General features: G+C 70.9%; 14 protein-coding genes and 1 pseudogene. 10 read left to right on the top strand and 5 right to left on the bottom strand.

What is annotated here, in order from left to right; genetic code table 11:
* Positions 1 to 24: 24 nt before the first annotated feature.
* On the bottom strand, positions 25 to 2,733 hold the full coding sequence (ppdK, locus tag AC3CF1_RS12220; RefSeq protein WP_210793527.1) for a pyruvate, phosphate dikinase: 2,709 nt from the start codon (positions 2,731 to 2,733) through the stop codon (positions 25 to 27).
* 248 nt (positions 2,734 to 2,981) lie between these two features.
* Between ppdK and AC3CF1_RS12225 the strand changes: the two are divergent.
* Both AC3CF1_RS12225 and AC3CF1_RS12230 read left to right on the top strand, forming a co-directional pair.
* Positions 2,982 to 4,830: pseudogene (locus AC3CF1_RS12225) on the top strand (beta-N-acetylhexosaminidase).
* Between the two features lie 712 nt (positions 4,831 to 5,542).
* The gene (locus AC3CF1_RS12230) at positions 5,543 to 6,202 is read left to right on the top strand and encodes a C39 family peptidase (protein WP_488450509.1); all 660 of its coding nucleotides are present in this window, start codon (positions 5,543 to 5,545) and stop codon (positions 6,200 to 6,202) included.
* Between the two features lie 160 nt (positions 6,203 to 6,362).
* Here the strand turns inward: AC3CF1_RS12230 and dusB are convergent, their stop codons facing one another.
* The 4 genes from dusB to AC3CF1_RS12250 all read right to left on the bottom strand — a co-directional run bounded on the left by dusB (position 6,363) and on the right by AC3CF1_RS12250 (position 9,939).
* A complete protein-coding gene (gene dusB, locus AC3CF1_RS12235) occupies positions 6,363 to 7,520 on the bottom strand; it encodes a tRNA dihydrouridine synthase DusB (RefSeq protein WP_327650599.1) in 1,158 nt (385 codons plus the stop codon).
* 79 nt (positions 7,521 to 7,599) lie between these two features.
* The gene (locus AC3CF1_RS12240) at positions 7,600 to 8,979 is read right to left on the bottom strand and encodes a glycine--tRNA ligase (RefSeq protein ID WP_141910749.1); all 1,380 of its coding nucleotides are present in this window, start codon (positions 8,977 to 8,979) and stop codon (positions 7,600 to 7,602) included.
* A gap of 114 nt (positions 8,980 to 9,093) precedes the next feature.
* Positions 9,094 to 9,573: an Rv0361 family membrane protein gene (locus AC3CF1_RS12245; RefSeq protein ID WP_088949664.1), complete on the bottom strand. Its 480-nt coding sequence runs from the start codon at positions 9,571 to 9,573 to the stop codon at positions 9,094 to 9,096.
* 24 nt (positions 9,574 to 9,597) lie between these two features.
* The gene (locus AC3CF1_RS12250; RefSeq protein WP_088949665.1) at positions 9,598 to 9,939 is read right to left on the bottom strand and encodes an antibiotic biosynthesis monooxygenase; all 342 of its coding nucleotides are present in this window, start codon (positions 9,937 to 9,939) and stop codon (positions 9,598 to 9,600) included.
* Positions 9,940 to 9,968: 29 nt separating this feature from the next.
* Between AC3CF1_RS12250 and AC3CF1_RS12255 the strand changes: the two genes are divergently transcribed.
* The 8 genes from AC3CF1_RS12255 to AC3CF1_RS12290 all read left to right on the top strand — a co-directional run bounded on the left by AC3CF1_RS12255 (position 9,969) and on the right by AC3CF1_RS12290 (position 14,554).
* A complete protein-coding gene (locus tag AC3CF1_RS12255; RefSeq protein ID WP_088949666.1) occupies positions 9,969 to 10,226 on the top strand; it encodes a hypothetical protein in 258 nt (85 codons plus the stop codon).
* Between the two features lie 54 nt (positions 10,227 to 10,280).
* Positions 10,281 to 11,225, top strand: coding sequence for a metal ABC transporter substrate-binding protein (locus AC3CF1_RS12260; RefSeq protein ID WP_488450510.1), 945 nt, complete (start codon positions 10,281 to 10,283; stop codon positions 11,223 to 11,225).
* Positions 11,222 to 11,983 (top strand): metal ABC transporter ATP-binding protein, encoded by a 762-nt coding sequence (locus tag AC3CF1_RS12265; RefSeq protein ID WP_488450511.1) that lies wholly within the window; start codon positions 11,222 to 11,224, stop codon positions 11,981 to 11,983. The genes AC3CF1_RS12260 and AC3CF1_RS12265 overlap by 4 nt, the downstream gene beginning before the upstream one ends.
* Before the next feature lie 3 nt (positions 11,984 to 11,986).
* A complete protein-coding gene (locus AC3CF1_RS12270) occupies positions 11,987 to 12,853 on the top strand; it encodes a metal ABC transporter permease (RefSeq protein ID WP_488450512.1) in 867 nt (288 codons plus the stop codon).
* 43 nt (positions 12,854 to 12,896) lie between these two features.
* Positions 12,897 to 13,196 (top strand): ArsR/SmtB family transcription factor, encoded by a 300-nt coding sequence (locus AC3CF1_RS12275; RefSeq protein ID WP_141910753.1) that lies wholly within the window; start codon positions 12,897 to 12,899, stop codon positions 13,194 to 13,196.
* Positions 13,193 to 13,591 (top strand): Fur family transcriptional regulator, encoded by a 399-nt coding sequence (locus AC3CF1_RS12280; RefSeq protein ID WP_088949670.1) that lies wholly within the window; start codon positions 13,193 to 13,195, stop codon positions 13,589 to 13,591. Before AC3CF1_RS12275 ends, AC3CF1_RS12280 begins: the two co-directional genes overlap by 4 nt.
* 177 nt (positions 13,592 to 13,768) lie before the next feature.
* Positions 13,769 to 14,377, top strand: coding sequence for a hypothetical protein (locus AC3CF1_RS12285; RefSeq protein ID WP_099857882.1), 609 nt, complete (start codon positions 13,769 to 13,771; stop codon positions 14,375 to 14,377).
* Positions 14,378 to 14,386: 9 nt separating this feature from the next.
* Positions 14,387 to 14,554: a hypothetical protein gene (locus AC3CF1_RS12290; protein WP_210926290.1), complete on the top strand. Its 168-nt coding sequence runs from the start codon at positions 14,387 to 14,389 to the stop codon at positions 14,552 to 14,554.
* Positions 14,555 to 14,572: the final 18 nt, after the last annotated feature.

Consider the following 14,572-nt stretch of genomic DNA (forward strand, 5'->3'; position numbering starts at 1 on the left):
TCACCGGTCCGCCGCCGGCCCACGTCAGCGGCTGTCCGACCCGCCGGTCTCCACCACGGCCCGGCCGGCCTCCAGCCGGGCCACCGGCACCCGGAACGGCGAGCAGGACACGTAGTCCAGGCCGACCTCGTGGAAGAAGTGCACCGAGTCGGGGTCACCGCCATGCTCGCCGCAGACGCCGAGCTTCAGCCCCGGACGGGCGGCCCGGCCCTCCTCGGCGGCGATCCGCACCAGCCGGCCAACCCCGTCACGGTCGATCGACTCGAACGGCGAGATGCCGAAGATGCCCAGCTCCAGGTACCGCCAGAAGAACGCGCCCTCGACGTCGTCACGGGAGAAGCCCCAGCCCATCTGGGTCAGGTCGTTGGTGCCGAAGGAGAAGAACTCCGCCGCCTCGGCGATCTGCCCGGCGGTCAGCGCCGCCCGGGGCACCTCGATCATGGTGCCGATCAGCACCTCGACCCCGCTGTCCCCGACCACCTCCGCGATGATCTTCTCGGCCTCGGCGCGGACGGTCTCCAGCTCCTGCACGGCCCCGACCAGCGGCACCATGATCTCCGGCTTGGCCACCCCGCCACCACGGGCACAGGCGACGGCGGCCTCGGCGATGGCCCGGACCTGCATCGCGAACAGGCCGGGGATGACCAGGCCGAGGCGGACGCCCCGCAGCCCGAGCATCGGGTTCTCCTCGTGCATCCGCCGGACGGCGGCGAGCAGCGCCTCCTCCTTGGCCACGTCCTCGCCCCGTTCCTGGGCGACCGCGACGTTGACCGCGAGCTGCTCCAGCGGAGGCAGGAACTCGTGCAGCGGCGGGTCGATCAGCCGGACGGTGACCGGCAGGCCGTCCATCTCGCGGAAGATCTCCTCGAAGTCGGCCCGCTGCAACGGCAGCAGCGCCTCCAACGCCGCTTCCCGCTCGCCCGGGGCGCGGGCCAGGATCAGCCGCTCGACCAGCTCCCGCCGGTCGCCGAGGAACATGTGCTCGGTGCGGCACAGCCCGATGCCCTCGGCGCCGAAGCGCCGGGCCCGGGCGGCGTCCGCGCCGGTGTCGGCGTTCGTGCGGACCGCGAGCCGCCGCTTGCCGTCGGCGTGCGTCATGATCCGGTGTACGGCCCGGACCAACGCGTTGTCGATGTGCTCCGGGTCGAGGCTGCCCTCGAAGTACTGCACCACCTCCGACGGCATGACCGGCACCTCACCCAGGTAGACCTTGCCGGTGGTGCCGTCGATGGACACGACGTCGCCCTCGTTGACGGTCTGCCCGGCCACGGTGAAGCGTTTCGCCGGGACGTTCACCTCGATCTCGTCGGCGCCGGAGACGCAGGTCTTGCCCATGCCGCGGGCCACCACCGCCGCGTGGCTGGTCTTGCCGCCGCGCGAGGTGAGGATGCCCTGGGCGGCGATCATGCCGTTCAGGTCGTCCGGGTTGGTCTCCCGGCGGACCAGGATCACCGACTTGCCCTCGGCGGCCATCTCGACGGCCCGCGCGGAGGTGAAGACCACAGTGCCGGACGCCGCGCCGGGCGAGGCGCCGATGCCCTTGGCGACCGGCTGGAAGTCGTGGTCGAGCTGGAAACGGGGGAACATCAGCTGGGCCAGCTGCGCCCCGTTGACCCGGTGCAGTGCCTCGTCCAGGTCGATCAGACCCTCGTCGACGAGTTGCCCCGCGATGACGAACGCGGCGGCGGCGGTGCGCTTGCCGACCCGCGTCTGCAGCATCCAGAGCTTGCCGCGTTCGATGGTGAACTCGATGTCACAGAGGTCCTTGTAGTGCTCCTCCAGCCGAGCCATGATGCCGAGCAGCTGGTCGTAGGAGGTCTTGTCGAGCTGTTCCAACTCCTGCAGGGGCACGGTGTTGCGAATGCCGGCGACGACGTCCTCGCCCTGCGCGTTGGCCAGGTAGTCGCCGTAGATGCCCTGCGCGCCACTGGCCGGGTCACGGGTGAACGCGACACCGGTGCCGGAATCCGGGCCGAGGTTGCCGAACACCATGGTCACCACGTTGACCGCGGTGCCGAGGTCGGTCGGGATCCGCTCCTGGCGACGGTAGAGGATCGCGCGCTCGGCGTTCCACGACTCGAAGACCGCCCGGATGGCCAGGTCGAGCTGTTCGCGCGGCTGCTGCGGGAACTCCCGACCGGTGTGCTTCAAAAAGATCTTCTTGTACGCGTCGACCAACCCACGGAGGTCGTCGGCGTCCAGGTCCAGGTCGTTGTGGGTGCCCTTGGCGCTCTTGGCCTCGTCCAGCGCGTGCTCGAACTCCTCGCCCGGCACCTCGCAGACGGTCTTGCCGAACATCTGGATGAGGCGGCGGTAGGAGTCCCAGGCGAACCTGTCGTTGCCGCCGGCCTGCGCGGAGAGCCCGACCACGCTCTGGTCGTTGAGGCCGACGTTGAGGACGGTCTCCATCATGCCCGGCATGGAGAACTTGGCGCCGGAGCGGACGGAGACCAGCAGCGGATCCTGCGGGTCGCCGAGACGCTTGCCCATCGCGCGCTCCAACGATTCCAGGTGCGCCTCGATCTGACCGGCGAGCCCGTCCGGCTGCTGGCCCGTCGCGAGGTACGCCTTGCAGGCCTCGGTGGTGATGGTGAAGCCGGGCGGAACGGGCAGGCCGAGGTTGGTCATCTCGGCGAGGTTGGCCCCCTTGCCGCCGAGCAGGTCCTTGAGATCCTTGTTTCCTTCAGAGAAGTCGTAGACGTACTTGTGATCGACGGTCTCTTGCGCTGCCACCAGAGCCTCCACAACACACGCGCCGGATTGACACTTAACGAAGGTTCAGTTTTCTTCTACCCCGCAGCGGACCACCGGTAATCCCCGGGTCGACGCCGATCGGTGGGCGAAGGTTAAGCGAACATCGAGCGACCTGGGACCGTTCGGTGACAATTGGCACAGCCATCACGACTATCCGTGTTCGTACCGGTTTTTGGGAACGCTTCCATGCGCACCATCACGCATCCCGGCCCCGCGCCGTACGCTGGATGGCACGCCAGCCGGTGAACGTCGCTTTTGCCATAACCGACGCGAATACACCCCCCGGAGTCGCCGCCGTGCCGACCACCCCCTCCCCCAGCCCCACCGCCGTCCCCGCGCCACTGCCGGCGGAGGAGCCGGACGCGGCCACTCTGGCCCACGCGGCCGAGCAGAGCGCGGTCACGGTGCTCACCGCGGCGACCTCGCACCGGCTCGCCGACGTCGTGCCCGCCCCGCAGCAGGTCCAGCCGGACCCGACCGGGGACTGGGTGCTGCGGGCCGAAGCCGTCATCGTGGTCAGCGTCGACCCGGCCGCGCTGACCGTCGCCGAGCACCTCGCCGAGCTGCTGCGCCCGGCCACCGGCTACCCGCTCCCGGTCACCGACACCGCCGCCCACTCGCTGCCGGTCGCCGACGCCGCCGGGCCAGGGCCGGTCGGCGGCATAGCGCTGGTGCTGGACGAGGCCGCCGATCTCGGCGCGGAGGGCTACCGGCTCGACGTCGCCCCCGACGGGGTACGCCTCACCGCCGTCACCGCCACCGGCCTCTTTAACGGCGTGCAGACCCTGCGCCAACTGTTGCCGGCGGCGATCGAGAGCCCCACCCCGGTCACCGAGCACTGGGCGCTGCCCGGCGGGACGATCAACGACGCACCCCGCTTCCCGTACCGGGGCGCGATGCTCGACGTCGCGCGGCACTTCTTCGCCGTCGAGGACGTGCTGCGGGTGATCGACCACCTCGCCCGCTACAAGCTCAACCACCTGCACCTACACCTCACCGACGACCAGGGTTGGCGGATCGCCGTCGACTCCTGGCCGAGGCTGACCACCGTCGGTGGGGCGACCGAGGTCGGCGGCGGCCCCGGCGGGCACTACACGAAGACCGACTACGCGCGGATCGTCGCCTACGCGGCCGCCCGGCACATCACCGTCGTCCCGGAGATCGACCTCCCCGGCCACACCAACGCGGCGCTGGTCGCGTACCCGGAGCTGGCACCGGACAAGATCGCGCCACCTCCGTACACCGGCACCGAGGTCGGTTTCAGCTACGTCGACCCGGCCGACGAGCGGACGTACGACTTCATCGCCGACGTGCTGGGCGAGGTGGCCGCGCTCACCCCCGGGCCGTGGCTGCACATCGGTGGCGACGAGGCGTTCAAGGTCACCGGCGAGGTCTACACCGGTTTCGTCGAGCGGGTCCAGCGCATCGTGGCCGACCTCGGTAAGACCGTCGTGGGTTGGCACCAGCTCGCACCGGCCGCGCACCTCGACGGCCGGATCCTGCAGTGGTGGGGCACCACCCGCGCCGACCCCACCACCGCCGAGGCCGTACGGCAGGGCGCCCGGCTGATCCTCTCCCCCGGCAACCACGCCTACCTGGACATGAAGTACGCCCCGGACACCCCGATCGGGCACGACTGGGCCGGCCTGATCGACGTACGAAAGGCGTACGACTGGGACCCGGGCACGCACGTCGCAGGTGTACCGGCCGAGGCCGTCCTCGGTGTGGAGGCCCCGCTCTGGACCGAATCGGTCACCTCACTGGCCGACATCGAGTTTCTGCTCCTGCCCCGACTCCCCGCCATCGCCGAGTTGGGCTGGTCCACCCGGGCGACCCACGACTGGGCCGACTTCCGTGACCGGCTGGCCGGTCAGGGCCCGCGCTGGGCGACCGCCGGCATCGGCTTCCACCGAGCGCCCGAGATCCCCTGGGCAACCACCGCCACCATCCCCACCCAGCGCGACACGCCCCAGACCGACACCGCCACCCACTGACGCGGCCCGCGTTCACGGGAGGCCCCCGGTCACAATCCGGGTCTCTGGGTCTCCCCATGATCGTGCTCGATCCCGGTTGTAGTGGCCTCGTCGGCGCCGGATGGGCCTGTTTCCTGGATCGAGCGCGACCTTGGCGTGATGCGCTGCGTTTGACGTCCCCGGCGTGGGTGTCCGGATCCCCACCCAGTCAAGATCCGCGCAACATCCGGGAAACTGCTGCCTCGCCGCGTCGTGAGGCAGCACTTTCCCGGAAAGTGCGCGGATCTTGGATTGTTCAGGCCGGGGTTGGCGGGCGTGGTGTCCCGTTTCGGGATGGGCTCTTGGGGTTGTTGTCCGATTTCGGTATGGGTGTCCCGTGGCTGGCACGACCCTGGCGGCGGAATCGTGGGCCGGGCGGGGCCGTTATACCTGGCATGCCACCGCGACTTCGGGTCGTGGAGCGCGGCAGCCGCCGGGAACACCCGACAGGCCGCCCCGGTTACACCCCCCGCAGCACGCACCGCCAGCGGGCGGAAATGCGTCGCCCGCCCGGCCGGTTACAGCCCCGGAGCACCGTGGCGGGGAACCCGGCGGAATGACTCGCCAGCCCGGCCGGTTACACACCCCGCACCCCCCGAGCACCACAAGCCGGGGCCAGGCGGAATGACCCGCCGCCCCGCACCGTTCCACCCTTCCCCGACGCCGGCCCCCTGTGGCCGCCGGGCAAGAACTTCGAAACTTTCCCCCTTGCACGTGCGGCACGCCCACCCCCCGGGCGTGCCGTGCACCCCCAAATCGCAGAGGAGCACGCCATCATGCGTACCGATCTGATTCGTAAGACCGCTCTGACCGCTGCTGGCCTGGCCTTCACCGGCGGCGCGATCGTCGGACCGATCACCGCCGCGTACGCCGCCACGGATGCGAAGCCCGCCAGCCAGACGCAGTCTGACCGCAAGCCGTCGGGTGAGCGTCAGCTGGGCGTGCGCTACGAGGCCCAGCCGAACTTCTACTACTGCGGCCCCGCCGCCGCCCGCAACGCCCTGAGCGTGCAGGGCAAGGACATCAGCGTCGACGCGATGGCCAAGGAGATGGGCACCACCGAGGACGGCACCAACTCCATCAACGACATCACCCCCGTACTGAACAAGGAGACCGGCAAGAACGACGCCTACCACTCGGTGGAGATCAGCAAGCCCGACGCCGACGCCAAGCAGACCGACAAGCTGCGCACCGACATCGTCAAGACCGTCGACGACGGCCGGGCCGTGGTCGCCAACATCGCCGGCACCACCACCGACACCGACGGTGCTATCCACTCCTTCGAGGGCGGGCACTACATCAGCGTCGTCGGCTACCGCGACAACGGCGAGACGGTGAAGATCGCCGACTCCGCCAACCCGAACACCGCCTCCTACGAGGTCACCGTCGAGCACCTCGCCGACTGGATCGCCACCCGCGGCTACGCCACCAGCTGACCCCCACTGACACACCACGAAGGGCCGGACCCCACCACGGGGACCGGCCCTTCGTCATGACCGGGTCACTGTCCACGCGCCCTCGTCGGAAGACCGAGCGCCACGAGACCGAGGAGGGATGGCCGCGCCGGGCGTCTCCACCAACCGGCCGGAGGCTCGGTCAGCCGCCGGAGTCGTCCATCTCGGCGCCCTCGGGGACGGTGTCGTCGTCCCGGCTGGCCAGCCACCCGTCGGGCAGGGAGACCTTGCCCGGCGAGTTGGTGCGCCCGCGTGGCTGCCCCAGAGCGGTCACCGGGAACGGCTCGCTCGGGTCGAGCTTGCCGAGCAGGTCGTCGAGCTGGGCCAGGCTTTCGATCATCGCCAGCGAGCGGCGCAGCTCGCCACCGACCGGGAAGCCCTTGAGATACCAGGCGACGTGCTTGCGGAAGTCGGTGCAGCCGTCCCGTTCGCCCCGTGCCGGGTTGCGGGCACCGGCCACGAACTGGTCCACCAGCAGCTCGGCGTGCCGGCGCATGGTCACCGCCACCTCGCCGAGACTGGGCAGTCGCCGCTCCGGCCGGCCGTTGAAGGCGGCCTCCAGGTCGGCGAAGAGCCACGGCCGACCCAGGCAGCCGCGCCCGACGACCACGCCGTCCACGCCAGTGTGCGCGACCATCCGCAGCGCGTCGTCGGCCTCCCAGATGTCACCGTTGCCGAGCACCGGCACGTCGAGGGCCTGCTTCAGGGTGGCGATCGCGTCCCAGTCGGCGGTGCCCGAGTAGCGCTGCGCGGCCGTCCGCCCGTGCAGGGCCACCGCGGCCACGCCGGCTTCCTGGGCGGCGAGCCCCGCTTCGACGTACGTCAGGTGGTCGTCGTCAATGCCCTTGCGCATCTTGACAGTGACCGGCACTCCGGCCGGTGACGCGGCGTCCACCGCAGCCCGCACCAGTCGGGCGAAGAGCCGGCGTCGCCACGGCAACGCCGCGCCGCCGCCACGCCGGGTGACCTTGGGGACCGGGCAGCCGAAGTTGAGGTCGATGTGATCGGCCAGGTTGCGCTCGACGACGATCCGGACGGCGGCCGCGGTGATCTCCGGGTCGGTGCCGTAGAGCTGGAGGCTGCGCGGCTTCTCGTCGTCGCCGAACGTGATCATGCGCAGCGTCTTCGGGTTGCGCTCGACCAGAGCCCGAGTGGTGATCATCTCGCAGACGTAGATGCCGCCGCCCTGCTCGCGGCAGAGCCGGCGGAACCCGACGTTGGTGATCCCGGCCATCGGCGCGAGCACCACCGGCGGCCACACCTGGTACGGCCCGAGAGTCAACGGGCGCAGCGCGGGCATGGTCGAGACAGTCACCGGACAAGTGTACGGGGCCCCGACCGGCGCTTATCGCGTCGGCCGAGGCCCCGTGCGCTCAGCCTCAGCAGCCGGGCAGACGCTCGATCAGGTAACGCTCGACCTGGTCCAGGGAGACCCGCTCCTGGGCCATCGTGTCCCGGTTGCGCACCGTCACGGCGTTGTCGTCCAACGTGTCGAAGTCGACGGTCACGCAGAACGGGGTGCCGATCTCGTCCTGCCGACGGTAGCGGCGGCCGATCGCCTGCGAGTCGTCGAACTCCACCACCCAGCGCTTGCGCAGCAGCGTCGCGAGATCCTTGGCCTTCGGCGACAGCGCCTCGTTGCGGGACAACGGCAGCACCGCCACCTTGACCGGGGCGAGTCGCGGGTCGAACCGCATCACGGTGCGCTTGTCCACGCCGCCCTTGGTGTTGGGCGCCTCGTCCTCGTCGTACGCCTCCAGCAGGAAGGCGAGCACAGCGCGGGTCAGACCCGCGGCCGGCTCGATGACGTACGGCATCCAGCGCTCACTCTTGGTCTGGTCGAAGTACGACAGGTCGACGCCCGAGTGCTTGCTGTGCGTGGACAGGTCGAAGTCGGTGCGGTTGGCGACCCCCTCCAACTCGGCGAACTCGGTGCCGCCGAACTGGAAGCGGTACTCGATGTCCACCGTCCGCTTCGAGTAGTGCGAGAGCTTCTCGGCGGGGTGCTCGAAGAGGCGCAGATTGTCCGCCGAGAGGCCGAGGTCGAGGTACCAGTTCCAGCGCTCCTGGAGCCAGTACTCGTGCCACTGCTCGTCGGTGCCCGGCTCGACGAAGAACTCCATCTCCATCTGCTCGAACTCCCGGGTCCGGAAGATGAAGTTGCCCGGGGTGATCTCGTTGCGGAACGACTTGCCGGTCTGCGCGATGCCGAAGGGCGGCTTCTTGCGGGCGACCGTCTCGACGTTCTTGTAGTTGACGAAGATGCCCTGCGCGGTTTCCGGGCGCAGGTAGTGCAGCCCCTCGTCGCTCTCCACCGGGCCCAGGTAGGTCTTCATCAGGCCGTTGAACATCTTCGGCTCGGTGAAGGTGCCCTTGTTGCCGCAGTTGGGGCAGTTCAGCTCGGTGAGCGAGGTCAGCGGCTTGCCGTGCTTCTCCGCGTACGCCTCCTCCAGGTGGTCCGCCCGGAAGCGCTTGTGGCAGAACTGGCACTCGGTGAGCGGGTCGACGAACTCGGCGATGTGACCGGACGCCTCCCACACCTTGCGGGACAGGATCACCGCGGAGTCCAGGCCCACGACGTCGTCGCGCTGCTGGACCATGGTCTTCCACCACTGCCGGCGGACGTTCTCCTTGAGCTCCACGCCGAGCGGACCGTAGTCCCACGCCGATCGGGTGCCTCCGTAGATCTCGCTGGAGGGGAAGACGAAGCCTCGTCGCTTGGCGAGGCTGACGACGGCGTCGATACGGTCGGCTGGCATGTTTCCTCCTACGCCGGCTGGCGGTCGGCGGGGGCGAGATGTGGATGGAACGGTCAGTTCAGGACAACGGTACGACCACCGTCGCCCTGAGCCCAGCAGAATACCGGGGGCGGGTCAGCTCACCCCGCAGACCTCCACGCCGCCGGTCTCTCCGTCCTGCCCGAGCCTGACCTGCTGCTGCTCCCGGTCACCACCGGCGAGTGTCACGTCGACCGGCACGGTCAGGCTGGTGGTGTCCACCTCACCCACGCGGAACGCCGAGACCTGAGGTTCGGCGGAGGCTCGCCGCTCGAACTCGGGCCGGGACTCACGCCGCTGCGCGTCGTCGCAGAGCTGCTCGTACGCCCGCCCGTAGTCCCGCTCGACCAGCGCCTGATAGTAGTCACCGGTCACGGTGCGGGCCTGCTCCCGGATCGCCTGCACGCCGCTGACGGCCAGGCCGACGACGGCGGTGCCGCCCCCGCCACAGCAGAGCACCACGGCGAGCGCGCCGACGCCGAGGCCGATCCAGAGCCGAGTCCGGCGACCCTCGGTGGGCGGCGCGGCGAACGGCGGAGCCACCCCGGGACCGGGTGGCGGGGCGGGTGCGGTCATAGGAGCAGCGTAGTGTCCGGCGGCTCAGCGGTAAGGACCCGCAGCCCGATCACTCTCGGCGACGACCACCGCTCCGCCGGGCGCCGCGGTCGCCAGCGCCTCGTACGCGGAGGGTTCGTCGACCGACTCGGCGAGCAGCGGCACGGCGCTGACCTTGACTTCGAAGGCCCCCAGGGCCCGCCGGTACGTGCCGACCGACTCCCATTCGGTAACCAGCGACCAGTGCCGGGGGTCGTCGAGCGCCCGGACCAGTTGACCGCGCAGGTAGCCGCGGCAGGCGGCCAGGGCGGTGAGGGCGGCGTGCGCCCGTTCGGTGAAGTCGTCGGCGACATCGACGTCGACCACGAACCGGTTGGTCACCAGCAACGGTGGTCCCTCCTCGTAGAGTCTGTGGGATGCAGCGTACGCAGCGCCCCCTGCTCGCCCGGTTGGCCGGGGCGAACCCGACGTCGGTGTTCCTGCTCACCCTGGTGGTGGTGCTGGTGGCGTTCTTCACGCCCGGGGTGATCGGCGGGCTGCTGACGCTCGCGCTCGCTGCGGGCCTGATCGCCCTGTTGGCGACGACCTGGGCGGTTCAGGCGCCGCAGACCCGCCTGATTCGACTGGTCATGCTGACCCTGCTGGTGACGGTGGGCCTCGCCAAGCTGCTCTGACATGCACTCATGCGTTTTTGACAATCATTATCGTTGCCACGGACAGTTGACGACATGACCAACCGCACCACGTACCGTGTCCTGGCCGCCGCGACCGCCCTCCTCGCCCTGGGTGCCGGGGCCGGCTGCTCCAGCGGCGACGCCGCCGGCGCCGACCCTCAACGGGTCGACGTGGTGGCCGCGTTCTATCCCCTCCAGTTCCTGGCCGAGCGGATCGGCGGCGACGCGGTCCGGGTGACCAACCTGGCCAAGCCGGGTGCAGAGCCACACGACCTGGAGCTCAACCCGAGCCAGGTCGGCCAGGTCAGCGACGCGGAGCTGATCGTCTACCTCAAGGGTTTCCAGCCGGCGGTGGACGACGCCGTCGCGCAGAACGGTGGCGACCGGGCGTTCGACGTGACCGGCGTGCAGCCGCTGCTGGACGCGTCCGCCGGCGGGCACGACCACGAGGGCGAGGAGGGGCACTCCGAGGAGAGCGGCGGCAAGGACCCGCACGTCTGGCTCGACCCGACCCGGCTGGCCGGCATCGGCGACCAGCTCGCGCAGCGGCTCGGCAAGGCCGACGCGGCCCACGCCGCCGACTACACCGCCCGCGCCGCGGCGCTGCGCGCCGACCTGACGACCCTGGACGGGGAGTTCAAGCAGGGCCTGGCGACCTGCCAGCGGCGCGAGATCGTCACCAGCCACGCCGCGTTCGGCTACCTCGCCGACCGCTACCAGCTCGACCAGGTCGGCATCACCGGGCTGAGCCCGGACGTCGAGCCCTCCCCGCAGCGGCTCGCGCACGTGATCGAGGAGGCGAAGGAGCACCAGGCCACCACGATCTTCTTCGAGACGCTGGTCAGCCCGAAGGTCGCCGAGACCATCGCCGGTCAGGTCGGCGCGAAGACCGCGGTGCTGGACCCGATCGAAGGGCTCGCCGCCGGCAGCAACGGGGACTACCTTTCGGTGATGCGTACCAACCTGCAGACCCTGCAGACGGCCTTGAGCTGCTCGTGACCTCACCTGTCATCACCGTCGAGCACGGGGTGGTCGGCTACGACGGCCGCCCGGTGCTCCGGAACATCTCGCTCAACGTGACCGCCGGAGAGGTGGTCGCGGTGCTCGGCGCGAACGGCTCCGGCAAGTCCACCCTGATCCGCGCCGTGCTCGGGCTGGTGCCACTCAGCGCCGGCTCGGTCGCCCTCTTCGACCGGCCGTTGCGCCGGTTCCGGCAGTGGGCGCGCATCGGGTACGTCCCGCAGCGCCTGGGCGCCGGCGGCGGCGTGCCAGCCACCGTCCGCGAGGTGGTGGCCTCCGGCCGGCTGGCCCGCCGGGGGGTGCTCCGCCCGCCGGGTCGAGCCGACCGGGCCGCCGTGGACGCCGCACTGCTCGCGGTCGGGCTCGCCGACCGGGCGGGCGACCCGGTGTCCACGCTCTCCGGCGGCCAGCAGCAGCGCACCCTGATCGCCCGCGCCCTGGCCGGTGAACCGGAGCTGCTGGTCCTCGACGAGCCCACCGCCGGGGTGGACGCGGCCAGCCAGGAGGCATTCGCCGGCGCGCTGCGCGACTTCGTCGGCAACGGTGGGACGGTGCTGCTGGTCGCCCACGAGCTGGGCCCGCTGCGACCGGTGATCAGCCGGGCGGTCGTCGTCCACGAGGGTGGCATCGTCCACGACGGCGCGGTGCCGGACCCGGCGGGCCATCACGCGGAGCCCGACCACGACCACGTGCACCCGCACTGTTACGACGAGCCCGCCGGGCTGTGGAGCAACTGACGCATGGAACTCTTCCAGTACCCCTACATGCAGCGTGCCCTGATCGGCGCGCTGGTGATCGGCCTGGCCGCGCCGGCGCTCGGCATCTACCTGGTGCAGCGCCGGCTGGCGTTGATCGGCGACGGTGTCGGGCACGTGGCTCTGACCGGCGTCGGGGCAGGCCTGCTGCTCAACCGCTCACCGGTGCTGGTCGCGGTGATCGCCGCCACCATCGGCGCGATCGCCATCGAGGTGGTCCGCGCCCGAGGGCGTACGTCCGGTGACCTGGCCCTGGCCCTGCTCTTCTACGGCGGCATCGCGGGCGGCGTCCTGCTGGTCGGCCTCTCGGACGCGACAAGCACGAACCTCAACGCCTACCTGTTCGGGTCGCTGACCACCATCTCGCCCGACGACCTGGTCACCATCGCGGTGCTCGGCGCGGCAATCCTGGTCACCATGATCGCGTTGCGCCCGGCGCTCTTCGCGGTCAGCCACGACGAGGAGTACGCCCGGGTCTCCGGCCTGCCGGTGCGCACGCTGAACCTGCTGATCGCGGTCGCCACCGCGGTCACCGTGACCATCGCGATGCGGGCTGTCGGGGTGCTCCTGATCAGCGCGCTGATGGTGGTGCCGGTCGCCACCGCCCAGCAGGTGACCCGGGGCTTCCGGAGCACGATGGTCGCCGCGATGGCGCTCGGGTTCTTCGCCGCCGGTTCCGGTGTCTGGGTGGCGGCTACGGCGGACACCGCGCCGGGCGCCTCGGTGGTGCTGGTGGCGATCGCCTCGTTCCTGGTCGTGGCCGTGGCCGGCGGCGTCTGGCGGACGTTGCGCCGCCGGGCGACACCGACCGACGCTCCGACGCCGGAGCCGCACGAGGTCGTGCTGAGCTGATCCTGATCAGCGAAGCGTCGGTGGTAATGGGTACCGTTGCGGAATGACCAGCGTGACGGGCTACGACGGGTTCGACGGGGCCAGCGAGTTGCTCCGCGCTCTGTCCGCGCCGATCCGGCTGGCCATCGTCAGCGAGCTGGCCGGCGGTGAGCGGTGCGTGCACGAGCTGGTGGAGAAGCTCGGTGCCGCACAACCGTTGGTCTCCCAGCACCTGCGGGTGCTGCGGGGCGCGGGAGTGGTGCGAGGCTCCCGCCGCGGTCGGGAGATCGCCTACAGCCTGGTCGACGAGCACGTCGCGCACATCGTGGCAGACGCGGTCAGCCACGCCGGGGAGGGATCATGAGCGAGAGCACCGCCGCGGTGCGCAACACCCGGCAGCGCTCGGCAGTGAGCGCGCTGCTGGGCGAGATGGAGGGCTTCCACAGCGCCCAGGACCTGCACGCCATGCTGCGGCAGCGCGGCGAGCGGGTCGGCCTCACCACCGTCTACCGCACCCTGCAGGGGCTCGCCGACGCCGGCGAGATCGACGTGATGCGCCCACCCGGCGGCGAGCACCTCTACCGCCGGTGCAGCGAGGGGCACCACCACCACCTGGTCTGCCGGGCCTGCGGGCGCACCGTCGAGGTGGCCGGCCCGGCGGTGGAGAGCTGGGCCGACCGGGTCGCCGCCCAGCACGGGTACGCCGACGTCAGCCACACCCTGGAAATCTTCGGCACCTGCCCAACCTGCGTCCGCTGATTCAACCCCGCGGACTGGTCGCCGCGCCTTGAGGCAGCAATATCCCCGATGTTGCTGCCTCATTCGACAGCGAGGCAGCAATATCCCCGATGTTGCTGCCTGCCCTGGCCGCCCGGGCCGTCCCGCCGGCTGATCTGACGGGTGCCGCGCCGGGCTGTTCGTGACACGCTGTCCGGCGTGAAAATCTATGCCGATCGGTTTCCGACCGCCGCCCGTCAGTTGCTCACCGACCTGCTCGTCGTCGCCTGGGTGTACGTGGCTATCCGCGGCGCGCTGTGGCTGCACGACCTGGTGCAGAAGCTCGCCGTACCGGGGCAGAAGCTGGAGGGCGCGGGCAGCGGCCTCGCCGACAACCTCGCCGACGCGGGCGGCAAGGTTCGCCGGGTCCCGCTGGTCGGTGACGAGCTGACCGCACCCTTCCAGCGGGCGGCCGACGCGGCCCGGGGGCTCGCCGACGCCGGCCGCGACCAGCAGCACCTGGTCGACCAGCTCGCCCTCGCCCTCGCCATCGCGGTCCTGATCTTCCCGCTCGGCATCGTGCTGCTCGGCTGGCTGCCGCTGCGGGTGCGCTGGATGCGCCGGGCCGGGTCAGCGGCGAAGCTGGCCGTCGGACCGGCCGGCCGGGACCTGCTCGCCCTGCGCGCGCTGGCCACCCAGCCGCTGGGCAAGCTGACCCGGATCGCGCCGGACGTCGCCGAGGCGTGGCGACGTGGCGACGACGCCACCGTCGACGCCCTGGCCGCGTTGGAGCTGCGCCAACTCGGCCTACGCGGCAGGAGCCGCTAAGGTCTTCGGGTGTTCTACTTCCTCCTCGTCATCGCCGTCCTGCTGCTCGGCTACGCCGCCGTCCTGGTCTCCTTCGTGCGACGGGGCAGGAAGATCCCACCCGCGGCGTACCTGGCGCTGGCCGGGCTCAACGGCCTGATCCTGGCCGGGGTGCTGGCCTGGGCGGTCGCCCGCTGACCGCAGCCGACGACCAGC

It is taken from the genome of Micromonospora sp. MGP-C2, from assembly GCF_057766525.1.